The organism is Pseudorhodoplanes sinuspersici (assembly GCF_002119765.1).
Lineage (GTDB): Bacteria > Pseudomonadota > Alphaproteobacteria > Rhizobiales > Xanthobacteraceae > Pseudorhodoplanes > Pseudorhodoplanes sinuspersici.
Genome location: NZ_CP021112.1, coordinates 2,930,266 through 2,955,726 on the forward strand (window position 1 = coordinate 2,930,266; position 25,461 = coordinate 2,955,726).

General features: G+C 58.4%; 22 protein-coding genes and 2 pseudogenes. 21 read left to right on the top strand and 3 right to left on the bottom strand.

Translation table 11 applies throughout. The features are described from left to right. Positions 1 to 308: 308 nt before the first annotated feature. From CAK95_RS14160 to CAK95_RS14220, 13 genes and pseudogenes are all read left to right on the top strand, one after another. A complete protein-coding gene (locus tag CAK95_RS14160) occupies positions 309 to 2,546 on the top strand; it encodes a xanthine dehydrogenase family protein molybdopterin-binding subunit (RefSeq protein WP_086091414.1) in 2,238 nt (745 codons plus the stop codon). Positions 2,547 to 2,562: 16 nt separating this feature from the next. After that, positions 2,563 to 3,006: an SRPBCC family protein gene (locus tag CAK95_RS14165; RefSeq protein ID WP_245303764.1), complete on the top strand. Its 444-nt coding sequence runs from the start codon at positions 2,563 to 2,565 to the stop codon at positions 3,004 to 3,006. A 3-nt stretch (positions 3,007 to 3,009) separates the two neighbouring features. After that, positions 3,010 to 3,885 carry an FAD binding domain-containing protein gene (locus CAK95_RS14170; RefSeq protein WP_086088497.1) on the top strand — a complete coding sequence of 292 codons (876 nt, stop codon included), beginning with the start codon at positions 3,010 to 3,012 and terminating at the stop codon, positions 3,883 to 3,885. Further along, positions 3,882 to 4,367 carry a (2Fe-2S)-binding protein gene (locus CAK95_RS14175; protein ID WP_086088498.1) on the top strand — a complete coding sequence of 162 codons (486 nt, stop codon included), beginning with the start codon at positions 3,882 to 3,884 and terminating at the stop codon, positions 4,365 to 4,367. The genes CAK95_RS14170 and CAK95_RS14175 overlap by 4 nt, the downstream gene beginning before the upstream one ends. A 41-nt stretch (positions 4,368 to 4,408) precedes the next feature. Further along, complete coding sequence (locus CAK95_RS14180; RefSeq protein WP_086088499.1) at positions 4,409 to 5,623, top strand: FAD-dependent monooxygenase; 1,215 nt, start codon at positions 4,409 to 4,411, stop codon at positions 5,621 to 5,623. 43 nt (positions 5,624 to 5,666) lie between these two features. Beyond that, entirely contained in the window at positions 5,667 to 6,380 is a 714-nt protein-coding gene (locus CAK95_RS14185; RefSeq protein ID WP_086088500.1) for an isochorismatase family protein, read from the top strand. Further along, positions 6,377 to 7,240 (top strand): alpha/beta fold hydrolase, encoded by an 864-nt coding sequence (locus CAK95_RS14190; protein WP_086088501.1) that lies wholly within the window; start codon positions 6,377 to 6,379, stop codon positions 7,238 to 7,240. Before CAK95_RS14185 ends, CAK95_RS14190 begins: the two co-directional genes overlap by 4 nt. A gap of 26 nt (positions 7,241 to 7,266) precedes the next feature. Continuing rightward, positions 7,267 to 8,319, top strand: coding sequence for a 2,5-dihydroxypyridine 5,6-dioxygenase NicX family protein (locus CAK95_RS14195; RefSeq protein WP_183044264.1), 1,053 nt, complete (start codon positions 7,267 to 7,269; stop codon positions 8,317 to 8,319). Next, the gene (locus CAK95_RS14200) at positions 8,255 to 9,331 is read left to right on the top strand and encodes a Bug family tripartite tricarboxylate transporter substrate binding protein (RefSeq protein WP_086088502.1); all 1,077 of its coding nucleotides are present in this window, start codon (positions 8,255 to 8,257) and stop codon (positions 9,329 to 9,331) included. Before CAK95_RS14195 ends, CAK95_RS14200 begins: the two co-directional genes overlap by 65 nt. Positions 9,332 to 9,356: 25 nt before the next feature. Next, positions 9,357 to 9,848 (top strand): tripartite tricarboxylate transporter TctB family protein, encoded by a 492-nt coding sequence (locus CAK95_RS14205; RefSeq protein WP_086088503.1) that lies wholly within the window; start codon positions 9,357 to 9,359, stop codon positions 9,846 to 9,848. 3 nt (positions 9,849 to 9,851) lie between these two features. After that, complete coding sequence (locus CAK95_RS14210) at positions 9,852 to 11,357, top strand: tripartite tricarboxylate transporter permease (protein WP_086088504.1); 1,506 nt, start codon at positions 9,852 to 9,854, stop codon at positions 11,355 to 11,357. Between the two features lie 108 nt (positions 11,358 to 11,465). After that, positions 11,466 to 11,613: pseudogene (locus CAK95_RS14215) on the top strand (DDE-type integrase/transposase/recombinase); the annotation flags it as partial. A 48-nt stretch (positions 11,614 to 11,661) separates the two neighbouring features. Continuing rightward, complete coding sequence (locus CAK95_RS14220) at positions 11,662 to 12,222, top strand: GNAT family N-acetyltransferase (protein ID WP_425349690.1); 561 nt, start codon at positions 11,662 to 11,664, stop codon at positions 12,220 to 12,222. A 416-nt stretch (positions 12,223 to 12,638) separates the two neighbouring features. On the opposite strand, the pseudogene CAK95_RS14230 reads toward CAK95_RS14220, so the two are convergent. Both CAK95_RS14230 and CAK95_RS14235 read right to left on the bottom strand, forming a co-directional pair. Next, positions 12,639 to 13,196: pseudogene (locus CAK95_RS14230) on the bottom strand (NmrA family NAD(P)-binding protein); the annotation flags it as partial. An 871-nt stretch (positions 13,197 to 14,067) separates the two neighbouring features. Further along, on the bottom strand, positions 14,068 to 14,703 hold the full coding sequence (locus CAK95_RS14235) for an SAVED domain-containing protein (RefSeq protein ID WP_120265413.1): 636 nt from the start codon (positions 14,701 to 14,703) through the stop codon (positions 14,068 to 14,070). Between CAK95_RS14235 and CAK95_RS14240 the strand changes: the two genes are divergently transcribed. Further along, positions 14,679 to 15,137 carry an Ldh family oxidoreductase gene (locus CAK95_RS14240; RefSeq protein ID WP_245303765.1) on the top strand — a complete coding sequence of 153 codons (459 nt, stop codon included), beginning with the start codon at positions 14,679 to 14,681 and terminating at the stop codon, positions 15,135 to 15,137. The two genes, CAK95_RS14235 and CAK95_RS14240, sit on opposite strands and share 25 nt — an antisense overlap. On the opposite strand, the gene CAK95_RS14245 is transcribed toward CAK95_RS14240, so the two are convergent. Next, positions 15,086 to 15,733, bottom strand: coding sequence for an ABC transporter ATP-binding protein (locus CAK95_RS14245; RefSeq protein ID WP_086088506.1), 648 nt, complete (start codon positions 15,731 to 15,733; stop codon positions 15,086 to 15,088). The two genes, CAK95_RS14240 and CAK95_RS14245, sit on opposite strands and share 52 nt — an antisense overlap. Before the next feature lie 336 nt (positions 15,734 to 16,069). Here CAK95_RS14245 and CAK95_RS14250 point away from each other — a divergent pair, with 336 nt between their 5' ends. The 7 genes from CAK95_RS14250 (at position 16,070) to CAK95_RS14280 (ending at position 25,419) form a co-directional block, all read left to right on the top strand. Then, on the top strand, positions 16,070 to 17,071 hold the full coding sequence (locus CAK95_RS14250) for an amidohydrolase family protein (RefSeq protein WP_086088507.1): 1,002 nt from the start codon (positions 16,070 to 16,072) through the stop codon (positions 17,069 to 17,071). Positions 17,072 to 17,391: 320 nt separating this feature from the next. Next, positions 17,392 to 18,324 carry a Bug family tripartite tricarboxylate transporter substrate binding protein gene (locus CAK95_RS14255; RefSeq protein WP_157699624.1) on the top strand — a complete coding sequence of 311 codons (933 nt, stop codon included), beginning with the start codon at positions 17,392 to 17,394 and terminating at the stop codon, positions 18,322 to 18,324. Between the two features lie 211 nt (positions 18,325 to 18,535). Beyond that, a complete protein-coding gene (locus tag CAK95_RS14260) occupies positions 18,536 to 20,815 on the top strand; it encodes a xanthine dehydrogenase family protein molybdopterin-binding subunit (RefSeq protein ID WP_086091418.1) in 2,280 nt (759 codons plus the stop codon). A 201-nt stretch (positions 20,816 to 21,016) separates the two neighbouring features. Continuing rightward, positions 21,017 to 21,550 (top strand): cupin domain-containing protein, encoded by a 534-nt coding sequence (locus tag CAK95_RS14265; RefSeq protein WP_086088509.1) that lies wholly within the window; start codon positions 21,017 to 21,019, stop codon positions 21,548 to 21,550. Positions 21,551 to 21,785: 235 nt separating this feature from the next. Beyond that, the gene (locus CAK95_RS14270; RefSeq protein ID WP_086088510.1) at positions 21,786 to 22,652 is read left to right on the top strand and encodes an FAD binding domain-containing protein; all 867 of its coding nucleotides are present in this window, start codon (positions 21,786 to 21,788) and stop codon (positions 22,650 to 22,652) included. Between the two features lie 2 nt (positions 22,653 to 22,654). After that, complete coding sequence (locus tag CAK95_RS14275; protein ID WP_245303766.1) at positions 22,655 to 23,131, top strand: (2Fe-2S)-binding protein; 477 nt, start codon at positions 22,655 to 22,657, stop codon at positions 23,129 to 23,131. Continuing rightward, positions 23,128 to 25,419: a xanthine dehydrogenase family protein molybdopterin-binding subunit gene (locus CAK95_RS14280; RefSeq protein WP_086088512.1), complete on the top strand. Its 2,292-nt coding sequence runs from the start codon at positions 23,128 to 23,130 to the stop codon at positions 25,417 to 25,419. The genes CAK95_RS14275 and CAK95_RS14280 overlap by 4 nt, the downstream gene beginning before the upstream one ends. Positions 25,420 to 25,461 lie beyond the last annotated feature (42 nt).

Sequence of the window (25,461 nt, forward strand, 5' to 3'; positions counted from 1 at the left end):
CCTCTCTAAATGCTTGGAGGTCGTCGGTCCGACTGGATCAACGTTCCCCACCTTGCTCATGCTGAAGCTGGCGCGTGGCCGTTGAGCGCGACCAGCAGATTCGCGCCATTAGCTAATAAAGCACCCGCAATGCTTGTTTGCAAGTTATGCACTTGTGAACAAGTATTGTGCTTGCATACGAGTGAATTGAGCGCTACCGTTCCGATCAAGATGGGAACGGGCGGCGGTGGCGCTTTTCAAGTGCTGACGCTGAGCGGTCTCGGTGCGGCGAGGGGTGGTTCAAGCTCATGGATAAGGCGACGGCCCTCATGAATGTTCGGGCCGATTTGATCGAGAAAGTCACGGGTAGGGCGGAGTTTGTGACCGACCTGGATGTGCCTGGGATGCTGCACGGTGTCGTCGTGCGCTCGCCGGCGGTGCATGCACGTATTCGGTCCATCGACGCATCGGCGGCTCGCTCCGCCGCAGGCGTGGTTGATGTCTTGACTGGCGCTGACGTGGAATCGTTCGGTCAATGGGGGCTATTGCTTAGGGACCGCCCGCTGCTTGCGGTCGATCGCGTGCGCTATGTCGGCGAGCCCGTTGCGGTGGTCATTGCCGCGACCATTGAAGCGGCGGAAAATGCGGCCGAACAGGTTTACGTGGAGTACGAGGAGCTTCCTCGCGCGGCTACGATCGAGGCGGCGCTCGCAGAAGATGCGCCGCTGATTCATGATCGTCACGACTCGATCAATGACTTCTATTTCAAGGGTGGTGCGAAGCCGGTCGCAAACACCAATGTGTTTCACACCTTCTGCAACGATACGGGCGACGTCGATGCGGCAGAAGCCACAGCAGCCTACATTCATGAAGATCGCTTCCGATTTCCGGCGATTTTTCATTACGCGATGGAGCCGCATACAGTCATCGCTGACTTCAGGGGCAACGCGCTCACCGTTTGGTCGGGAGCGCAGACACCGGCGGCGGTGCAGAAAGTTCTGTCGCGGATATTCGATCTTCAGCTTGCCAAGGTTCGCGTCATCGTTCCGTTCGTAGGCGGAGGATTTGGCGGCAAGGCTTCCGTGAAGATCGAGCCGCTTGTGGCTGCCGCATCATGGAAAGTCGGGCGTCCTGTTCGCGTTGCGCAGTCGCTCGCCGAATCAATGCTGACGTGCCGCCGTCTTGGCGCCGATATCCGAATCCGCACGGCTGTGGACGCGGAAGGACGGATCGTCGCCAAGAGCGCAAAGATTGTAATGGACGGTGGCGCCTATGCGGATACCGGTCCCGCGGTTGCGACAAAGACGGCGAACCGCATCATCGGACCGTACGCGATACCCAACCTGCGACTGGACTCGTCGGCGGTCTATACCAACACCGTTCCGGGCGCGGCTTTCAGGTCGATCGGCGGGCCGCAGGCGGTTTGGGCCGCGGAATCCCACATGGACAATGTCGCGGCAGCGATCGGTCTCAGTCCAACGGAGTTTCGCCTGCGCAATCTGGCAGCGCGCGGACAACGCATTCGTCCCGATCTGCGTGCGCTGGATGTCGACATGAGCGAACTGATCGGGCTGGTCGGACAGTCGCTTGGATCCAACCCGCAGCCTTCGAGCTCCGTCGCGCGTGGCCTTGCTGTTGGGGCTACCGATCCGGGGATCGTTCCAATCGGTAATGCGGTCGTACGTCTGAAGATTGACGGGTCCGTTCTTGTCGCGATCGCGAGCGTCGAAATCGGGCAGGGTTCGCACGCGACGATGGCTCGCATCGCTGCGCAAACGCTCAACCAGCCGCTATCTTCCGTGACTGTTCTCACAACCGACACGGCAGTCGCTCCTTTCGATTGGGGAACGGGCGCGAGTCGGTCGACCGTTATCGTTGGTCTGTCGGTGGAGAATGCGGCGCAGGATGCAGCCAAACAGATTCTCGATCTGGTGGCAGACGTATGGAGTTTGCCGCTCGACCAATTGTCGCTGGTGCCAGGAGGTGTTTCGACCAGATCCGAGGTTCTGACCTTCCATCAGATCTTCCATCGCGCGTTCGGAGTCGATTCTGGCGAGGTGATCGGTCGCGGCGCCATCACGCCCCGCTCAAACAACGGAGCATTCGCAGAGGCGCCGCTGTTCTGGGAGACCGCGGCGGGACTGGCGGAAGTCATCGTCGACGAAGATACGGGGCAGATATCGCTCAAACGCTACGCGACAGCGGCCGACGTTGGCCGGGTGGTGAATCGCGTCGCGGCCGAGGGGCAGGACGAAGGGGCCGCAATACAAGGACTTGGGCATGCGTTGTTCGAGGCGCTCGAGTTCGAGGACGGTCAGCCGATCAACGCGACGCCGATCGACTACACGATTCCGAACATAGATGACGTGCCGGAAACATTCTCCACGATTCTTGTCGAAAATGAGGATGGTCCAGGTCCTCGCGGCGCCAAAGGTATGGGTGAAGGCGCCATTCTCCCGATCGCGCCGGCAATCGCCAACGCGCTGTATGCCGGCTACGGGATTCGAATCACGGACCTGCCCATGACGCCAGAAAAGGTCTGGCGCGCTCTTAAGCAAAGGAGCTGAGGACGTGCAATTTTCAATGTCGATGACGCTTCCGGCTGCTCCCGCCGATGTCTGGAACACACTGACCGAGGTTGCGCGCGTCTCTCAGTGCATTCCGGGATGTGAGGATGTCGAGGAGATTGAGAGGCTGTCGTCTTACAAGGCGATCATGAAGCAGAAGATCGGCCCGTTCAAAATAGAGGTGCCCGCCGACATCATCGTGGAGTCCCTGACTGAACCGTCACATGTGCGTACACGCGCCAGCGGCCGCGACAAATTCACAGGGACGCGGCTGGCGGTTGTACTCGACGTGAGATTGATGCCGCAGGAAGAAGGCGGCGGGTCCACGCTTGATCTTCAGGCGGAGGTTGATGTGCAGGGACGCCTCGCCTCGCTCGGCTTCGGGATCATCAAGCGGCGCGCCGACCAAAATTTCGAAGAGTTCGAGCAACGGCTCAAGACGATGTTGGAGGCATGCTGAACCATGCGTCCACCTCTCTTCGAGATCGCACGGCCGGCCAATGTGGGGGAGGCCATCCACGAGGCACTCGGACCGCAGGAAGGGATGTTCTATTCCGGTGGCACCGAGCTGCTATTGGCGATGAAGCTGCGCGTGATCCACACCGACAAGCTCATCGATATCAAAGGCATTCGCGGCCTCAGTGAAATCGCGCACGTCGATGAGAAGACATTCCAGATTGGTGCGCGGTGCACGCACAGCCAGATAGAGCAGAGCGAGCTGGTTCAGCGAATCCTGCCAACGCTGGCGCAGTTGTGTGGAAATGTTGCGAATGTTCGGGTCCGGAATGCCGGCACGATTGGCGGCAATCTCTGCTTCGGCGAGCCGCATGCGGACCCACCGACGCTGCTCGCAGCCTTGGGAGCGCGACTGTGTCTTTCGAGCATCGACGGCGAACGCCTCGTCGATGCAGACGATTTCATCCTGGATGAGTTTGAAACCGTTCGCGAGCCGCATGAACTTCTGACGCGCATACTCATTCCGATTCCAAACGGTCCGGTTGTCTATCAGCGGTTTCGTCATGGCGAGCGGCCAGCAGTCAATGCCGCGATGTTGTGGTCTCTTGACCCGAGTGGCCGGACCATCGCCAACGCCCGAATTCGGATCGGAGCCCTTGGCGCACGACCTCAGCGGCTTGAGCGTGTTGAGGCAGCGCTCTGTGGCGTCACCACCGCGGAGGCCGCTCAGGCGGTCAGCGACGTGCTGGGGTCGTCTCTCGATAGCATCGACGTGACGGATGATCGTCATGGCAGCGCTGAATACAAACGCCATCTCGCGGGTGTGCTGCTTCGTCGAAATATTGCCGAAGCCGAAACGATGTGCAGGGAGCGGCGGCGATGACCCAGTTGGTCAAGATTGCATTCTCATTGAATGGGCGGCCGGTGGAAACATCAATTCCGCCCAACACTTTGCTGATCGACTTGGTGCGGGATTGTTTTGGATTCAAAGGGACAAAGCGTTCCTGCGATATGGAGGTGTGCGGCGCTTGTACGATGCTACTTGACGGCGAGCCAATCTCAAGCTGCACCACGCTCGCTGTCGACGCTGATCAATGTGAGGTCACGACCATTGAAGGTGTGACCCCCGCCAGTGGCATGTCACGCGTGCAGGAAGCGTTTGTCGTTCACGGCGCGATTCAGTGCGGCTTTTGCACGCCAGGATTCGTTCTCGCAGTCACCGCGCTTTTGCGACGCAATCCCGCCCCAACTGACGAGGAGATTCGCCGTTACCTTCGCGGAAACCTGTGCCGCTGCACCGGATATGCGAAAATCTACGAGGCCATCAAAAGTCTTGCCAGCGAGGCAAACGCCAACGCTGCGTAACTTGAAATCATATCTCATACATTCGGGGTTCCAGAATCGCCATGAGTGCCGATCGAGTTGATAGAAAATCCAAGCTTCTGATTGCCGGCGCGGGCATTGGAGGGCTGACGGCAGCGCTCTCGTTGCTCCGACGTGGTTTTGACTGCGATGTTTTTGAGCAGGCGTCCGAACTTCGGGAGGTTGGCGCCGGCTTGTGGGTCTCCATGAACGGTGCGCGCGTGTTGATGGCGCTCGGATTGGAGGATGAACTGCAGCGGACATGCATCGTCGCCGATCAGCGCTCGATCAGGCTGTGGAACACCGGTGGCACCTGGCCGCTCTATAAACGCACGCAAGAGGCCGCGTCACATCAGCCCTTCCTCTTGCTACGAGCGCATCTTCTCAAAATGCTGGTGGATGCGGTGCGCCGGTTGAAGCCGGATGCGATTCATCTGAACGCACATTGTGTGGGCTTTAGGCAGGATGCGAACAGCGTTCGCATGAAATTCAAGGATGGATCGGTTGTCGAAGGGCGAGCGCTGATCGGTGCGGATGGTGCTCATTCGAAAGTTCGCGAGCAGATCATCGGAGCCGTGCCGGGTCAGTACACCAACGCGATTGCGTGGCGCGGACTGGTGCCGGTCGACCGGCTTCTTCCTCACCAGCGCGCGCATGTCGTGTCCACCTGGGTTGGTCCACAGGCGCATGTCACGGCATATCCGGTCCGCTGGGAGGGCACGGAGCTGATGACCTTCTCGGGACAGGTCGAGCATAGCGAATGGCAACTTGAATCGTGGTCCGAGAAGGGCTCTGTCGACGATTGTCTCAATGACTTCGCAGATTGGCATCCCGACATCCTCGAGGTGATCAAGAACGTCGTTTCACTTCACAAATGGGGATTGTTTGTTCGCCATCCGCTAGAGCGCTGGACGGAAGGGCGCGTGACGTTGCTTGGCGATGCGTGCCACTCCATGGTCCCGTATCTCGGCCAAGGTGTGAATATGGCCATCGAAGATGCTTGCGTGCTTGCGCGTTGTCTCGAAGAAACCCCAGATGATCCCGCAGCAGCATTCCTCGTCTATCAGAATGCGCGCATCGAGCGAACCTCGAAGGTCATCCGCTCCTCTGCGGGAATGCAGTACACGTTCCATCATGAAGCTCTCGCCGAAGAAGATGCGGCCAGTGAATACATTGAATCGCAGTGGTCACCGGAATCGAACGCGGCACGCTACAACTGGATATACCAGTATGACGCAACAACAGTGCCGCTTCATTGAGACGTGGCCCGCCACGAAATTCCTGTCATCGTTGAGGCTCGTAATGTCGATGCGCGAACGCCCTTGGGATCATGTGATTTCGCCTGAAGAGCAAGAAATCTATGCGCTGGGCGGTCTCGGCGGCGCTGGCGGATTTGGTCGACGCCCCGCCCTTCTCGTCATCGACGTTCAGTATCGTTCAGTCGGCGATCGGCCGATGTCGATCAAAGAAGCAATTCGACAATATCCAACCAGTTGTGGTGAGGCTGGCTGGGCGGCGATCGGTCAGATCGCGACACTAATCGAAATGTTTCGTCGTAGCGGTTGGCCTGTGATCTTTCCGCATGTCGCGCGGAAGCAGACTCACGACCAAGGCGCATTTGCCGCGAAAATGCCAGGGATCATGCAGATTCCGGAAGCGGGGTATGATTTTGTGCGCGAAGTTGCTCCGCAGCAAGGAGAGCTTTGCCTTCCAAAGACGCAGGCGAGCTCATTCTTTGGTACGCCGCTTGCGGGCTATCTGATCGGAGCAGGGATCGATTCTCTGGTTTTTGCGGGCTGTACGACAAGCGGGTGTATTCGCGCCTCGGTCGTGGATGCTTGTGCCTTGAACTTCAAGTCGATGGTGCCAAGCGATGCGGTGTTTGATCGCTCTCCGACCTCGCACGCGGTCAACCTGTTCGACATCGCAAGTAAATATGCCGATGTGATGCCGACAAGCGATGCGATCGATCGACTGAAGGCGCTGAACGACACGACATTGCGGGTGCGGTCGTGAACCAGACGAGCGCATCGGGCTTTCTTTATGGCGCCAACGTGCGCGCCAATGGAATTCGCCAACACTATCTGCGTTTCGGCGGGAAAGGCCCTGCGCTCATCATTGTGCCAGGAATTACAACGGTGGCGGCGCAGTGGGCGTTCGTCGCCGAAAGGCTCTGCGAGACGTTCGATATGTATGTTCTCGATGTGCGCGGGCGTGGCCTGTCCGAGAGTGGCGCTCATCTTGACTATGCCATCGACGCATGCGCGGCCGATATTGTGGAGTTCGCCACCGCGGTTGGGCTGAAAACATTCACCCTTCTCGGTCATTCGATGGGCGCCCGGATCGGTATCCGGGCAGCGCGCCACCACGCCAGTGCTTTCGATCAACTCGTACTGGTCGATCCGCCGGTTTCAGGGCCGGGCCGCCGCGCCTATCCCATTCCGCTGGAGCCGCTTCTGACACTCGTCCGCGCTGCAAAGCGAGGGGAGGCCGACGTTGCCCTGCGCGGTCCGAACGCGCCAAAGTGGCCGGAGGCGCACATACGCACGCGGGCGGAGTGGCTCCATACGTGCGACGAGCGAGCGATCGTCGAAACGCATCGTGGCTTCCATCACGACGACATTCACGCCGATCTGCCGCATTTAACGATGCCTACGGCGTTGATCGCCGCCGGGAAAGGCGGCGTCATCCTTTCCGAAGACGAGGTCGAAATCCGACAGCTATCGCCGTCGATGGCGATCAAACGGCTCGAGAGCGCCGGTCATCAGATGCAGATCGATGATCCCGAGGGATTTTTCTCGATTTTGGCAAGTCTGTTCAATTCAGAAAGTCTGTTCAGTTCAGAGAGCCGGCGGCGTCCGATTGGTCATCATTGAGGCATTCGCAGCGAGGAGAAACGTTCATGTCCAGAGCAGTTGTCGATGTCGAAATGCTCGATGTCTTCAAAGCCGAATTGAAGCTCTGCAAGGTGAAAGAGGGCGAGGTGGTCGCCGTACTCAGCGGCGGAAACGACCATCCTGAATATGCGCAGACCTTCATGCTGGCTGCTCAAAGCCTCGGCGCGACGACGTTCCACGTCAATGTTCCTAAGTATGGCCAGCGGAAAGCTGCCGGCGTGCAAGGGCGTCATGCGCTTACCGGCAATCAGCCCGCCGTCGATACGCTCAAGCGCGCGGACATGGTGATCGATCTGTTGGGTCTTTTGTTTTCAGCAGAGCAGGCCGAGATCCAGGCCGCCGGTGCGCGCATTCTGCGGGTCATGGAACCGTTTCATATCCTCAAACAGATGTTCCCGACCGAGGACTTGCGGCGGCGCACCGAGCTGTCTCGAACGCTTCTCCAATCGGCAAAGGTCATGCACATCACCTCGCCAGGCGGAACGGACGTTCGCTATGGCCTCAAACAGTATCCGGTGATCTCGGAATATGGCTACACGGACGAGTCCGGACGCTGGGATCACTGGCCGTCCGGCTTTGCTTTCACGCAGGCCACCGATGGCGAGGTGAATGGGACGGTTGTGCTGATGCCCGGCGATATTCTGTGTGCGTTCAAGCGGTATATCCAGTCGCCAGTGACGCTCATCATCAAGGATGGATACATCGTTGATTTGAAGGGCGAGGGCACGGACGCACATCTGATCAGGAACTACATCGAGAGCTTTGGCGATCCCCGTGGCTGGGCCATTTCACACATCGGCTGGGGATCGAATGAGCGCGCTCATTGGCACCATATAGCCGCTTCGCAGCAGCTTGCATCCGAGCACATCATGAATGCACTGTCGTTCTATGGAAACGTTCTGTTCTCAACTGGGCCAAACACGGAGCTCGGTGGAACTAACGATACGCCATGCCATCTCGATATTCCGCTTCGCGGATGTAGCCTGTGGCTCGATGACATTCATATCCTCAACAGGGGCGAGTTCGCGTATCCAGAATTGCGTGTTCCGGGTCGATAAGAACCGTGCGTGCATCAGTGACTTAGAAATTTCAGCTAACGAAGAGTGGAGAGGGGAAATGCGACGTCCAGTGGTATTGTGTGTTGTGTTTGGTCTGGCTTGTTCTGTTGCCGCGCAAGCTGCGGATGATAACTACCCGACGAAGCCGGTTACATTGACAGTGAATTACGGTGCGGGAGGCGGATCGGATGCCATCGGTCGCGCACTCGCACGTGCGCTCGAGAAGAGCTTCAAGCAACCCGTTGCCGTGGAAAACATCGCGGGCGGTGCGGGGACGCGAGGTGTAACCGCTGTTGTGACGTCAGCTCCCGATGGCTACAAAATCGGCGTGGCGACCAATAGTCCGATGACGATCGCGGTGCATTCGGTGAAGGGCCTGCCATGGGGAGCGCCAAGCACGTATGACATCATTGGCGGGATCGGGATCGTCTACAACGCGATCTGTATTCAACCGGATTCGACGCTCAAGAATCTCGAAGAGGTTGTGAGTTACGCCAAGGCTAATCCCGGAAAGCTCAAAGTTGCCAGCATTGCGGGAGGGATCAATCAATACACCTGGGATGCTTTCGCAAAGAAAGCCGGTATCAATATCCGTTTTGTGCCCTATAGCGGCGACGCCGATGGTGTCGCGTCATTTCTTGGAAAGAACACTGAGCTTGTCAATCTCACCTGGCCTGGTCTCAAAGCGCAGGTGGAGGCAGGGAAGGCCCGGCCGCTGGCGATTTTTGCTCCGGAGCGTATGAGTTCGAATCCTGGCGTCCCGACGTTTAAGGAACTCGGTTACGACGTGACCACGACCAGCGACTACATTGTATATGCTCCGAAAGGTATCCCGGCCGTGACGCGGAACAGGATCGTGGATGCAGTCAAGACGGCCGTCGCCGATCCGGATTTTGGAAAGGTGCTTGCCGCCCAGAATATCATCGTGAAGTTTACCGATGGGGCGAAGATGACGGAGCAATTCACCGACGTCTTCAATAACACCGCGCAATCGGCTCAGGCGAAGCCCTGACCCCAGCGCAATCCGGAGTCATGAAATGGAACGATATCCGCCGATTGCGAAACCTCATGTCCGCATCGCTTCGGCGATCCTGACAGCCGTGGGGTTGGTTTACGCTTACTATGCCTTGCAGCTTCCACTTGGCGATCCGGCCGGGACAGGAGTGGGAGCTGTGCCAACCGTGATTGGTGTGCTTTGGGTCGCTGTTGGTCTTTACGTTACGTTCCGCGACGTGGACCTTCAGATCCGCGATAGCGAGGTCGGGACCTGGCCAAGCCGCGAGATGGCAGTGCGTGTCGCGCTGGCAGTCGCGCTTTGCGTCGGCTTCATCGTGATGATGCCGTTGCTCGGCACGCTGATGACTTCGGGCGGATTCCTCTTCTTGATGGGACGACTTGCTGGCGCTCCATGGAGCAAAGCGCTGTTTGCGAGCATCGTCTTGCCGATTTTCTTTTGGCTCGTGTTCGGAAAGCTCCTGCAGGTTGCGCTGCCGGCAGGATCTTTGTTGGCGTTGGCGACAGGGGGCTGAGCGATGGATCTGATCAACGGCATGATCGGCGGCTTTGCTGTAGCACTGCAGCCTGTGAATTTGCTGGCTGCGCTCGTCGGCGCACTGGTTGGAACTGCGACCGGAGTTCTCCCGGGGCTTGGCGTCTTGGGTGCGATGGCCATACTCATGCCGATCACCATTCATTTTTCGGCAGTAACCGGCCTCATCATGCTGGCTGGCATCTACTATGGTGCGATGTATGGCGGCTCGACCACGGCTATTTTGCTCAAGATCCCGGGAGAGGGCGGTTCGATCGTAACGACGATCGATGGCTATGAGTTTGCCAAGAAGGGGCGGGCTGGTGCGGCGCTGATGATTTGCGCGGTCGGTTCATTCATCGCAGGAACAATCAGTATTCTCGGTTTATCTCTCTTTACGCCGGTTTTGGCAGATGTAGCCCTCCGGTTTTCATCGCCAGAGTTCTGTATGCTGGCTTTGTTGGGTGCCGTAACGCTGATTCGCATCACGGGTCGCGATCCGATGCGAAACATGCTGATGCTGCTGATGGGGGCCGCCCTCGCGACGATCGGCGTGGACGCTGTGAGTGGCGATACCCGCTTTACCTTTGAGAGAGAGAGTCTCGGACTCGGATTCGATCTCGTGCCGATCACGCTGGGACTCTACGGTTTGAGCGAGCTCTTCCAAGTGGTTGCTTCTACGCAAGGCTTTCCGCGCGCTGAAACGGTGCGTCTTCGGGACATGGTGCCAACGCGTGCAGAATGGAGCCGCGCCTGGCCCGCGATTGTACGCGGATCGGGCATCGGCTTTTTGATCGGACTTTTGCCGGGGCCGGGCTCGTTGACTTCGACCTTTGCATCGTATGGCGTAGAGCGCGGGATCGCGCGAAGGCATCGTGATGAGTTCGGGAAAGGAGCCGTGGAAGGTTTCGCAGGCCCTGAAGCTGCCAATAACGCCGTGGCGACATCTGCGCTCGTGCCGGTGCTGAGTCTTGGCATTCCCTTCACGCCCAATGTCGCTTTGCTGCTTGGGGCATTGATTGTGCAGGGCATCCAGCCCGGTCCTCTGCTCCTCGCGCAACATCCCGACGTCGTTTGGGGCCTGCTTGCGTCGATGTGCATTGGCAACATCGCGCTCCTCGCGCTCAATCTGCCTCTCGTCGGAATCTGGGTTCGACTATTACGGGTTCCGCAATATGCGCTGATTGGCGGAATCTTTGTCATCAGTTTCATTGGTGTTTACACCATGAGAAGCAGCTACTGGGATCTGTGCGTCTTGCTGGGAGCAGGTATCATTGGTTTCGTGCTTCGCCGAATGGAGTTCGACATGGCTCCTCTGGTTCTTGGATTGGTGATGGGTCCGATCTTCGAGAAGGCTTTGAGAGAAACATTGTTCTTGAGCGGCGGGAACCTTACAATCTTCGTGACGCGCCCTATCAGTGCGACTCTTGTCGCACTTTGTGTGGTGGCGCTCTTGGCGCCGTCGGCTCTGAACTGGATCAATCGACGGCGTGTGCACGTGCCATTATAACTGAGGGACGAGCGCGAAAGCGCTTCGCGGGATGCAAGCAGGAGGCGGTGCGCATCGCGCTAACCAGTAGGTTGCCCCCCGCGATCGGGTCGCATCGGATTTAAGGATATCTGGACGTCGGCGGGCTGGCTCTACCCTTGCCGTCATTCTTGACCTGCGTTGCCGCCGCGTCGTGGGCTGGGCAGTCAGCGACAGGATGAAGAAGGACCTGGCGATCAGGGCATTGGACATGGTGGTGCGCCTGCGCCAGCCTCCAGAGGAGGGTGCGGCATTGATCTAAGCAGGCAAGGCCTTTTCGAGAGTGATGGACGTGCAGATTATTGAAACCGAACGCCTGATCCTGAGGCCTTTCCGGGTGGGCGATGCTACGGACCTCTTCGCTTATCTGCGCGCGCCCACCGCCCCCTGCTTCCTGAAACTCAAGCTCGCAGATCTGGCCGAGGCGGAGATCGAGGTCATGAAACGCGCCCTCGACCAGGGTTGCGTGGCGATCTGCTTGAAAGAAACCGGTCAGCTCATCGGCGATCTGTTCGGCGGCGCTGGAGAGGATGACGAGGACGAGACTGCCTCGGTCTGCTGGAACCTCAATCCGCAATTCGGGGGTCAGGGATATGCGTTCGAAGCCACAAGGGCGCTGTTCGACCATCTTTTCCGGGCAAAGGGCTTTCGCCGACTCTATGCTTATGTCGAAGACCACAACAAGCCCTCGCAGCGCCTCTGCGAAAAGTTGGGCATGCGCCGGGAAGGCGTGTTCTTCGAATTCGTATCGTTCACCAATGACGATGCGGGCAATCCGATCTACGAAAACACCATGCAATACGCCATCCTGCGTCGCGAGTGGATGGGCGCGGTCAGCCGAAGCTGATGCAGGTCTATCGCGACGGCGGGTTGTCGTTGGACCAGTTGATGGCCTTCGCGATCACCGAGGATCACGACCGGCAGGACCATTTTCGACAACCTTTCCTATAATCGCGAGCCGTGGATCATCCGCCGCGACCTGACCAAGGCGAACGCGGAAGCGAGCGACCGGCGGGCGATCTTCGTCGGCGCGGACGCCTATGCCGAGGCTGGCGACACGATCATCCGTGACCTGTTCACGGAGGGATCGGTGCCTATTTCGAGGACGCCGCGTTGCTGGACCGGCTTGTCATCGCCAAGCTGTCGCCGCCGAGGTGCAGGCCGCGGAGTAATGGAAGTGGACGTCCGTTCACATCGACTATCCTCACGCTCATCCGATTGCGGCGACGGCCGTGAGCGATCGGCCGCCGCGCTGACCATGGCCTATCGCGGAGCGCCCGTCGCTTCGTCTCTCACACCGAACACTTCCCGATGCGCGCGAACCCAACTCTCGACATCTGTGGGCTGGAAGCCTTCCAAACCCGATCTGGCGACGTAGGACAATGCAAGGATCGCATCGGCGTCGTCGGGGCGCGCCGCAAAATAGCGGAATTTTGACGCGATGCGCCCGCCAACGCCGGCACCCATCGGGGCATCGACCTCGTGCTCAAACTCACCCGGCGACTGGCCTTGATAGCGAATCGTCCGGCCAAGGCCGACGCTGACGCGCGCTGCCAGTTCATCGCCTGTCAGGCTTTCCGGCCCGGCGATGCGATAATCGCCGCCCATTGCGCCGTGTTCCAGCAGCGTCATCGCCGCCTCGGCGCAATCGTCGGCCGATGTCCAGGCGATGCACTGCGACGACGGAATCGGCGGCGCGAACACGCCCTCGGTCATGATCTCCGCCCGTGCCGAGGGCTTAAGGAGATTGTCCAGATACATAGTCGGGCGCACGATAGCGAATGCCACGCCGGATGTTCGTGCGGCGTCTTCGATCATCTGGTTGGCAACGAAGCTCGGCTCCTCTCAAGGCTGAAACAGGGGTTCGATTCCCCTAGGGAGCGCCAGTAAAATCAATCACTTAGTACAATTTTAGCCTCGGCCGTCGAATATCGGTCGAATAAGCTTCCGGCGAACGACAGCGAACGCAAAGCCCCGCCGCAGGACTGATTCCCTACCTAAGCAAGTCAGCTCTAAGCTCTTGCCTCTCGACCAATCACGGCCTCACTGCGCAACAGCAGGCGCTTCACCAGGTCCGCGATGTCGTCCCACTTTATGCAACCGTACTGCCATATGTTGAAGAAGCTGGTCGAACCAGTCGGCTCTGCAACTGAAGAAAATGGGTAGACCGAGGTCCATTGCCCGGGCCACTGTAGTCAGGAACTATGCTGGAGACCTGCTAACTCTTAATCAGCGGGTCCAAGGTTCGAATCCTTGTGCACCCACCAATTAAATCAATCACTTAGAGAGACGCACCGTTTGAGAGGACCCGGACTCAAACGGTTTTTCAAACGGTGATTTGTTTGAAGGACGGCAGTTCGCTCTCCATAATGTGAAACAAACGAGCGTCGGGACTTTCGCGCGGCCGCTCAGTCGTGGTCTGCACCAACCTGTCGATCGCACAAGGCCAGTGCGGGCCCACTTGCGTAGTCGGAAAATTCAGCCCGGATCCGTCTGCTCGATTCCGCATTAATTCGCTGCCTTCGATTCAACGATTCGGCAGGATTGTTCGGCAGACTCAAGCCTCACACTACGAATCTGGGGATCAGGAGTTCGAATCTCTTCGGGCGCGTCACCTAACATCCTGAGAAACAACTCAATTTTTGATCGCCGCAAATTCCGCCGCAGACTAGAAATTCGATTAGTCTGCGATTTAGTCTGCGGAAATTTCCCAAAGAATTCTCATCGCGATGCGTCGGCGACCCAGTGGCTTCGGCGATGATGGATTGGAGGAATTGTATGCCCGACCACTCCGGCATGTATCATTCGCTTCCCCATTACGAAGCGTCACAGGCACCGTGAGCACCGGCGTATAGGAACGGCCTTGTCCGCCATCGAAATCAAACTCGTACAGGCGGACAGAACCGAGGGCCGGCTGACGTTGACCGAGAAAGAAAGTGAAGGCATTCGACGCGGCAACGAAAAGATGCGTGAGGCAAGCCCCAGTGGCGGGGCGCGCGGCGCGGACGGAAGTCGTCGTCGCATCCGCGAGCTCGAACGCGTGCCGACCGCATGCGACCGACTGTGCCCCAGAGCCCGTGCTGGGTTTCAGGATCAGAGGCCGTCCCACATGCGGAAGCGTGGCCTCGCAATATCGCCGCACGTCTGCTGAAACGTCGTGTGTTAGGCTGATCGCGACGGCGAGATCGGGCTGGTCCGTGCAGAGTTCTACCGATTCCGAAAGCAGGGTCGGCCAGCTTGCATCGGAGACCACGTCGTCGGCGGCCCACAAACGACGGCCCGGGCGCAGCTTTTCTGACCAATGTGCAGGCGTGGGACAAGAATCCAGGGATCGTCCAGAATTTGGGTCACGTCTTTATCTTAATTGATACCAGCATGCTTGGCGCATTATCGTGGTTGCATGCACGGATGGAGGAATTTCTATCCATCCTGCACGATACGCCTGCCGCAGATCCGGAGAATCCCGTTGTCACGCCTGACGAACGCGAAATGAAGGCCTATGCGCGAAGCAGCCGGGATGGGGTTGCTGTTTCGAAAGTCGATTTTGAAAATATTGGTTGCATCGGCCTGACCATCCTCGCAAAGGTCAATATGGGCGGCGCTTGCGTTGTCACGAACTTGAAGGCCTGGCCTTTTCCACTTTCATCCAGAACGATGCGGGCGATGGTGGGTCAAACGGGATTCACAGAGCAATGTCTGCACCTTTGTGGTCATGGTGCGTCAGCCCGGCTGGCCATGACCTGCTCGATCATATTGTTATAGAGACGCTCGCGCAGTTGAAGGTAGAGTGGCTCGCTGCGCGTTTCGATCTGCTGCCGTGGATAGCGCAGGGGCACTTCCACATTCACAGCGACCTTCGCCGACGCCCCAAGCATAATGACACGCTGTGCGACGTAAAGCGCCTCATCGAGGTCATGCGTGACGAATATGATGGTCAGACCGAGATCGCTCCACAGTTTGAGCAGAAGATCCTGCGGCTCGACGCGCCTCATGGCGTCGAGCGCGCTGAATGGCTCGTCCATCAGCAGGATCTTCGGTCGGCGAACCAATGCGCGGGCAATGGCAACACGCTGCTGCATGCCACCGGACAGTTCGTAGGGGTAGTAATGAGGATAGCGCCCAAGCCCTACCAGATCGAGCTGCTTAAGGCAGAGCTCTTCCTTCTCGGCGCGCGATGCGCCGGATTGGTACTTCACACCGAGCAGCACATTCTCGAGCACGGTCTTCCAGGGAAAGATCGATTTCGTGTATTGCTGGAAGACGAACATCATCTCGTCGCGCGGCCGGGTAATCACAGAACCGGATAGTCTGATCGATCCTGCTGTTGGTTGCGACAGACCGGAAATGATGTGTAGCAATGTCGCAGCCGGATGGGCCTATCTAGGCAACGAATTCGCCCTGGTTTACGGAAAACGTCACGTCCTTGAATGCAGCGCGTCCGTGCGATGCAAATCGCTTCTCCTGCCCGTCGATCGCCAGGTAGTTATTCATTTGCAATTCTGAGGCACCGGACGCAGAACGCTATCGCGGGAGTGTAAGACCATATCGCGCGAACAATCAAATCTTGTGCCAGACCCATGCGCTTCTGAGCGATCTCATATCAGCAATGCAGCGGCTGATCGGCGCAGCACAGAGGGCGATGCTTCCCCCCTGCGCTATCGAGGCGCAGCTATCTTTCCAACAGAGGAGTTCCCGTGCCGATCGATACTCATGCTCATTACATTCCGCCGCAACTCCTTGGCGCGATCGAACGCAAAGGCAGCGAAATTGGCGTCAGGCTGGTCGCGAGCGGCGGCGCGACGCCGGCGGTTCATTTCGACTATGGCTTTAAGGCCAGGCCGTTCTTTCCACTTCTCGTTGAGCCTGTGGCCAGGCGTGTTGCGTGGCTCGATCAGCAGCGCATCGATCGGCAGATCGTCGGAACATGGCCCGATATCTTTGGTTATGGTCTCGGCAAGGATACGTGCATTGCCTGGCACCGCATGCTGAATGACACGCTGGCAGAATGGTGCGCAGACAACAGCAAGCGCTTCTCCTGGATCGGATCGGTGCCTCTGATCGACGCGGATGCCGCGGCGCAGGAGCTGGAGCGCGCAGCCGGCCTCGGCGCCTGCGGCGTCATCATTTCCTCCAACATCGAGAACGTCAATATCGGCGAGTGTTCGCTCGACCCCTTCTGGCGCAAGGCTGAGGCGCTGAAAATGCCGGTGTTGATCCATCCGGTTCTAGTCGGTGCCGCGCCGCGGGCATCGAAATTCGGCCTCGCGCAGATCGCACAATACACGTTCGATACGACCCTCGGTGTCGGCTCGCTGATCATGACCGGTGTGCTGGATCGCTTTCCCGGCTTGATCCTGGTGCTGTCGCATGGCGGCGGCGCTTATCCTTATCTCGTCGGCCGTTTTGATATCATGCACCGCCGCATGGATCGCGCCGCTCAGAGTGATGTTGCAGCGCAAATGCCGTCTGCCTACGCGCCTCGCATGATCTATGACAGCATCGTGCATTCGCCGAAGCCGCTGCGTTTCCTCATCGATCAGGTCGGGATCGACAACATTGTGCTGGGTACAGACTATTCTTTTCCACCGGCGGATATGGAGCCTCTGGCCTTGTTGCATGCGGCTGGTTTGTCGGCTGCGGATTCCGAAGCAATTGCCGATGGAAATCCCCGCCGTGTCTTCTCGCGCATCGCGTGACGGTTGATTCATATCAACACGGGAGTGGCTGCTGCCGCGGTCACGTCCGTGTTTGTTTGTTATACAAAACGTTTCTGGCATAAAATCGGGCATGTGACGGCGAAAATTGATGCGCATTCGCAATGCGTCTCAGGTACGGTTTTTATTGCCCATTGGCTGCATAACGGTATTATTTGTGCGCGAACAATCGTTCGTGATGTCAGGTATTGTCGCCAAGGAACGTGGGGATGCCGAAACAATTGATGCGCGCAAGGCGGTGGGTTCCAACGCGCCGTGCGTTGTTGAGAGGAAGCATCGCGGCTGTGTCATCGACGCTCGCTATGCCTTTTATCGGACATTTGAGTCCGGCGCTGGCGGCCTGGCCCGATCGTCCGATCCGCTTCCTCGTGCCGTTCGGCACAGGTGGTCCCGTTGACGTGATTGCGCGTCTCATTGCGCCGCCACTGGCGGAATCATTGAAGGTGTCGATCTTTATCGAGAACAAGGTTGGGGCCGCCGGCAGCATCGGTGTGGGAATGGCCGCGCGCTCCGACCCGGATGGTTATACGATACTGGTGACATCGAATACCATGGTCATCAATCCGCTGCTGTACTTGAATATCCCTTACGACCCGGTCAATGACTTTCTACCGTTGGTCGACATGGCCGGTTCGCCGACGGTCTTCGCCGTGCAGCCCAAACTCGGCGTCAAGAATCTCAAGGAATTTGTGGCCTTGGCGAAGCAACGCGCTGGCAGCCTGAATTATGCAAGTTCGGGATTTGCGACGCCAGCTCACCTAGCCGCGGAATTCCTGAAGTCGCGGGCCGGCATTGAGATGACGCATGTACCTTTCAATGGCGGCGGCCCGGCGGTGCAAGGATTGCTGAGCGGCGCGGTCGATATGGTGTCTACGGCCTTGCCGGGTGCTCATCCGCAGATCGTTTCAGGCAACCTCACGGCTATCGGCGTGACCGGTGCAAAGCGCTGGTTCGATCTGCCCGATATTCCAACAATGGTTGAAGCCGGTTACTCAGGCTTCGTGCTGGACACCTACACGATGATGCTCCTGCCCGCAAAAACGCCGCGCGAGATCGCCGACAAGTTGACTGCGGCAACGATGGATATTCTGAAGCAGCCGGAAATCGTCGCGAAAATCCGTAAAGTCGGTTTTGAAGTTACGGCCGGCGATTCCGAATCTTTGAAGACGCGGATCGCGGCGGAATTACCGCTCTGGGCAGAAGTCGTGAAGCAGGCCGGCATCAAACCAAAGTAAGCGCTTCGTTATGAGATCGCTTGAGGGAGGGTCTTTCGACGATCGAAAGACGCACCAAAAGTTTTGAGGCTCCGAAACCCGGTAGCATGCTGGCTTCTTTCGTGAGCTCGGCTCGTCATCGAAGAGACCGGTACGTTTCCGCCTTGCAATCATGCGGCATGCAACTATGCTCGCGGGCTTCTTCGGAGTCTTCATCATCGGTCGGCCGACAATGAACAACGAAACAATAGTTGGCCAGCCCGTTCCGCGCGCAGAAGATCCGCGCCTGATCACCGGCACTGGCATTTTCGTTGACGACATTGTCCGTCCCGGCATGCTGCATGCGGTTGTTTTGCGCAGCAGCATCGCACATGGCCATATCCTCTCCATCGACACTTCGGCAGCGCTGGAGATAGAGGGTGTTCGCGCGGTGATCACCGCTGCGGATATCGGTGATGATATCCCGCTGATTCCGTTGCGTCTGGCGCCTTTGCCCGAGTTCAAGAACTATCTGCAGCCGGTGATTGCGAAGGACAAGGTTCGCTATGTCGGTGAGCCGATCGCGGTCGTTGTCGCCGACACGCGGGCGATTGCCGAGGACGCGCTCGACAATATTAACGTCGATATCGAGCCTTTGCCCGTTGCGCCTGACCGGCATGCCGCCGTTTCCGGTGCGTTGTTGTTTGAGGACAGCGGAACCAATCGTGCCGTCCGGTATGACGTTGCATTCGGGGATGCTGATGCCGCTTTTGCCGCGGCCGAATATACCCGCCGCGAAAGTTTCAAATGCCATCGGCTGGCTGGTTTGCCGATGGAGACGCGCGGACTTCTCGCCGAATGGGACGAAAACCGGCTGACCGTCTTCGGTGCCTGCAAGGTGCTGTTCTTCAATCGCCGCATTCTCGCGCCCATGCTGAAGGTGAGCGAGAGCGACATCGACATGATCGAGGTCGATGTCGGTGGTGGCTTCGGGGTGCGCGGCGAGTTTTATCCTGAGGACTTCCTGATTCCGTTCGCCGCCCGCCATGTCGGCCAGCCGGTGAAATGGGTCGAGGATCGCCGCGAACATTTAATGGCGACCAATCATTCGCGCGAGGTCGATTGCGATATCGAGATTGCCTGCAAGCGTGACGGTACCATTCTCGGTCTGCGCGGCAGCATCTATGCGGATATGGGCGCTTATATCCGCACCAATGGCGGCGTTGTCCCCGCGAAGGCGGCGCAATTTCTCCCCGGGCCATACCGCATTCCCGGCATCGCGCTCACGGTCGAAGCCGTGATGACCAATAAGACGCCGATCGGCACCTATCGCGCGCCCGGCCGCTTCGAGGGAAACTTCTTCCGCGAACGGCTGTTCGATATGGTTGCCACCGATCTCAAGATCGATCTGATGGAATTTCGTTTGAAGAATCTCATCACCGAAGCGGAATTGCCATACGCCACCGGCAAGCTGGTGCCCTACGAACCCGACACGGAATTCGACACCGGCGATTATCCCGCGACCTTCCAGCAGGCGCTTGATGAGATCGGATGGCGCGAGAACAAGACGCTGCAAGGCAAATTCATCGGCGGTCGTTATCACGGCCTTGCTGCCGTGCCATTCGTTGAAAGCGGTGGCTCCGGCAAGGAAAACGCGCGCGTCGTTGTCGGGGAAGGCGGCACGATTGCGGTCTATGTCGGCTCATCCATCCTCGGTCAGGGTCTTGAAACGACACTGACGCAGGTCGCGGCCGATGTCCTGAAAATCCCGTTTGATGACATCAAGATCCTGCACGGTTCGACGACCTATCTGCACGAAGGCTTTGGCACGTTTGCATCGCGCTCGATGGTCGTCGGCGGTTCGGCTGTGAAGGCGGCCTGCGAGAATCTGGTTGCGGCTATTCAAACGGTTGCCAAGGAGCGTCTCGGTTTTCCCAACGAACAGATCGAGGTCGCGCATGGCAAGGTCCGTGCCGGCAACAAGGAGGCGCGTCTTTCCGATTTCGCCGGCGTCGAAGCGGACGGGACATTCGCCACCACTATCCGCACCTACAGCAACGGCGCACACGCCTGCCACGTGGCGGTGGACCCGGAGACCGGCAAGGTCGACATTCTCGACTACGTCGCCATCGAGGATGTGGGGCGCATCATCAATCCGAACATCGTGCACGGTCAGGCAATCGGCGCCTTGGTGCAGGGCCTTGGTGGCGCATTCATGGAGCAGGTTGCTTACGATCAAGACGGGCAGATCCTCAGCGTCACGCTGGCTGATTATCTTGTTCCGACGGCATCCGACTTCCAGAACATCCGTGCCATTGCGACGGAGAAGTATCGTTCGAAGACCAATCCGCTTGGTGCGAAGGGCGCAGGCGAGGGCGGCATGGTTGCCGTTGCCGCCGCTGCTGCCAATGCCGTGGCTGCTGCTCTTGCGCCCCTCGGCGTTGAAGTGCGTGAGCTTCCGTTATCACCGGCCAATATCGCCAAACTGATCGACGCGCATCGTACGGTCGAGGACATAGCGCAGACATCGTGAACCGGCCGGCGGCCCCAGTCCGGCGTTCATCGTGCTGTTTCCAAATACTCCGACAATGGTGATCTGTCGATGTGTTATTTTGTTGACTAATTGGTCAACTAAAGAGTAATCTCCATTGGCTTCCTTCACGGTCCGAGCTGAACATCTATGCAGAATGCATCCTCGGTCCACGAAAGTGGTTTGAATTGGCAGGAGAAAGTTATGGCCACGGCAAGGCACGCTCGCCCCAAAGAGCTTGAGAATGCGTCGCTCGAAGAGATCATGGATCGTTATGTGGCGCGGTATGCCGATCGGAGGGCCGATTGGGCCGCATTCGAGGATGCAAAGATCGAAGGTTACAAGCGCGCGCAGCATCGGTTCATCGGTGCAGGTGGTTCCGGAAAGCACAACGATGTTAGCGCGATTCCAGCCGGAAACTTCACTCTGTCAATCATGTATGTTCCGCCCGGGCAGGGCAACGCGGCGCATACCCACGAGGTCGAAGAGGTGTTCTTCGTGCTCCAGGGGCATCTCGATGTTTTCGTCCAGGACGAGGATGGCCGGAAGATCTCCAAGCGGCTCGGGCCCTGGGAATGCATTTCCTGCCCGGCTGGCGTGATTCACGGCTACGACAACAACAGCCTTGAGCCCGTGTATTTCCAGGTGATGCTCGGGCGCGGCAAGCCGGAAACGATGGGATATGCAGACGACGATCTTTACAAGCGTCGCGATGAGCATCTGAAGGCAGTATCTTAATATAAGACCCGCTCAGCACTTTGGGCCAACGAGTTTTGTCCCAAGGTGCGGCGTCGCAGCCTCATTGTTAGATCAATCTCGCTGCGTATAGGCGGCGCTGCGCTTCCCGAATTTCAACTGCAAGCTGACGCTTCGTTGACTGAATAGTCAACTAGAGATATTCTATTCTGAATACCGGAAGCTGCTGCAACATTGCAGTCCAGGGTTATATCTTGCCAAGATGTGAACGAGCAAAATGAAGCCTCCTGCCTTCGAATATGCCGCCCCATTAACAATCGATGAGGCTGTAAAACTTCTGGCATCGTCGTCAGGAGGTGCCAAAGTGATATCGGGTGGGCAGAGCCTGATGCCGATGCTGGCCTTCCGTCTCGCCGCGCCTGACTTATTGGTCGATCTGAAGAGGCTTTCGGGCCTCAATCAGATCACAATTAGCGATGATGGAATCCACCTCGGAGCCAGGGTCCGCTGGTGTGATATCGAGGCCGACAATCGCCTCGCAAAATGCCATCCATTGCTAGCCAAGGCGATCGAACATGTCGCCCATTATCAGGTCCGCAATCGCGGGACGGTCGGCGGGTCGCTGGCTCATGCCGATCCATCTGCCGAGATGCCTGGAATTGCGGTGACCTGCGACGCGGTCCTCACGATCGTTGGCAGTGCCGGAACACGGACGGAAGTTGCGACCAATTTCTTCACCGGCCCGCTCCAGACGACATTGGGATCGGATGAGATCCTGACGGACGTGCTGTTGCCGGCTTGGTCGGCGGAGCGTCGTTGGGCATTTTTGGAATTTGCGCGTCGCAAAGGTGATTTTGCGATGGCTGGCGTCGCACTGTTCTACGACCTCGACGGGGCAGGGCGCGTGACCAACACGCATATTGGCGCGATTGGTGTGGCCGACTGCCCGATACGCCTTCACGCAGTGGAAACTGTGCTGAACGGCAAGGTTTTGGATGACCAGGCCATTGCCGCAGCGGCCAAGACGGTGCATGAAACCGTCGAGCCGCCGTCGGACATCCACGCACCCTCCGCTTATCGCCGCTCGCTGCTTGCGACATTGCTCGAGCGCGGGCTTAGACAATCGGCAACGAGAGGCTCCTGAACGTGACGCAGGTGAAGTTCGAGATCAACGGCAAGGCTGTCGACGTGGGCGTCGAGGCGCGGACCACGCTGGCGGATTGCATTCGCGATGACCTTCATCAGACCGGCACCCATGTCGGTTGTGAGCACGGTGTATGCGGAGCATGCACCGTACTGGTGAATGGTGAAGCGGTCAGGTCCTGCCTGATGCTGGCTGTACAAGCGCAAGGAGAGAAGGTGGTCACCGTCGAAGGTTTGTCCGGCGACGACCTCACGCCGCTACAGGCCACGTTCCGAAAGCATCACGCGCTGCAATGCGGGTTCTGCACGCCGGGTTTCATCACGACGGCGCACGCTTTGCTCACCAACGAGCCGGATGCAGATGAAGATCGCATCAGGGATGTTTTGTCGGGGAATTTGTGCCGTTGCACGGGATATGTGCCGATAGTTGAGGCGGTGCTCGAAGCACGCAGCCATTACGGACGCAAGGCCACGTCATGAACGTTCATAACACCTATATTGGCCGGCCCATGGAGCGGGTCGAGGACCTGCGCATGGTGCGTGGGCGCGGCACCTATATCTCTGATGTCAACAGGCCAGGGCAGCTTCACGCCGTCATTCTTCGCAGTTCAATCGCGCACGGCATCCTCAAGTCGATCGATGCGAGCGCTGCTCTCGCTTTGCCAGGTGTACGCCATGTGTTGACAGCGGCCGATCTTGGCGAGGTGGTGCCCGTCATTCCGCTGCGTCTGCAGCCGTTGCCGCAACTCGAGCGATTTCATCAGCCGGTTCTGGCCCACGACAAGGTTCGTTACGTCGGTGAACCCATCGCTGTCGTGATTGCCGACACCGCTGCGCTGGCTGAGGATGCGCTCGAGCATATCTTCGTCGACATTGAGACGCTTCCGGCCGTCACGGGTCGCGACCAGGCCGAGTCCAAAGAAGCGCTTCTGTTTGAGGGCCACGGCTCGAACGTCGCGATTACATGGCATGCCTTTAAGGGCAACGCTGACGAAGGTTTTGCAAAGGCGGACCGGATTTATCGTGACCAATTCAGGGTGCAGCGGCACGCAGCCATGTTCATGGAACCGCGTGGATTTGTTGCTGAGTGGAACAAAGTGGACGGCAAGCTGACTGTCTGGGGTGCGGCAAAGACCCCGTGGCACAATCGGCGTGTGCTGGCTGCGGCGCTTGGCCTTGACCTCGAGGCTGTCGATCTGATTGAGGTTGATGTTGGCGGTGGCTTCGGCTCGCGCGGCGAATTCTATCCGGAGGATTATCTGATCCCGGCGGCGGCGAAGTTCATTGAACGGCCGGTGAAGTGGGTGGAGGATCGTCGCGAGCATATGATGTCCGCGAACCATGCGCGTGACATCGAATGCGACGTGGAATTCGCGGTCAATAACGACGGCACCTTTGTCGGTATCCGTGGGCAGGTCTGGGCAGATGTCGGGGCGTATCTGCGCACCAACGGCTCGGTCGGTCCCCGCAACGTGGCGCAATATATGTCGGGTCCGTATTGTTTCGAGCATATCGATATCAAGAGCGAGATGCTGACGACGAACAAGACGCCGAGCGGTACGTATCGCGGTCCAGGCCGTTTCGAGACGGATTTTGTTCGCGAGCGGATGATCGATCTGATCGCAAAAGATCTCGCGATGGATCGGCTTGAGCTGAGGCGGCGCAATCTCGTCGCGGATGCGCAGATGCCGTATCCGCTTGCATCGATTGCGCCTTATGACAGCTCGACTGAACTCGACAGTGGTGACTACCATGCCGTGTTTGATCGCTGCGTGAAGGAATTCAATTGGGCCGAAAAGAGCAAACTGCGTGGCAAGGAGATCGACGGTTACTACCACGGTCTTGCGATCGGCAGCTTTATCGAGGGCGGCGCCGCGGGCCCGAAGGAAGAAGTTCGTCTGGTGCTGGAGACCGATGGAAAGCTTTCGGTCTACATGGGCTCGTCCTCGGTTGGGCAGGGACTCGAGACCATCATGGCGCAAATTGCCGCTGATGCGATGGAGATGCCTTACGAAAAGATCACGATCTTCCACGGTTCGACCAGCTATGTGAAGGATGGGTATGGCGCCTATCACTCGCGATCGACCGTCATGGGCGGTTCGGCGATCCTGCTCGCCGCCGACAAGCTTAAGCAGAAAATCCGGGACGTCGCGGCTTCACGCTTTGGATGTGCTGCCGATCAGATCGTGATCGAAGGCGAGCGCATCGGATATGGCGAGAAGTTCACGGACCTGAGCGGATTGTCGGATGCTCCGTTAGAGGTGGAGGCGGAGTTCTTCAACAAGAAGTACACATGGGCCTACGGCACTCAGGCTGCGCATGTCGCCGTGGATCCGGGGACAGGTCACGTCAAGGTGCTGGATTATCTGTCGGTCGAAGACGTCGGCCGTATGATCAATCCGCTGACGCTGCACGGTCAGGCCATCGGATCGATGGTACAGGGGTTGGGCGGGGCGTTCCTGGAGCATCTGATCTACGACGATCAAGGGCAGTTGCTGACCGGATCGTTTGCTGATTATCTGATGCCGACCGCGTTCGACTTCCCAAATCTCCGGTCGATCACGCTTGAGCTGAAGCCGTGTCCGAACAACCCGCTTGGCGCCAAGGGGGCGGGCGAAGGGGCGCTCATTCCCTCCGGCGGGATCATGGCGAATGCGATCGCCGATGCCTTGTCGCATCTCAATGTGCAGCCGAATGAGCTGCCGCTGTCGCCACCGAAAATCTGGCAATTGGTTGAGGAGGCAAAATCCGCGCAAGCTGCTGCCTGATACGTGGATCGGCTTTTCCAAGGCCGGGCCGGAACCCTGTCA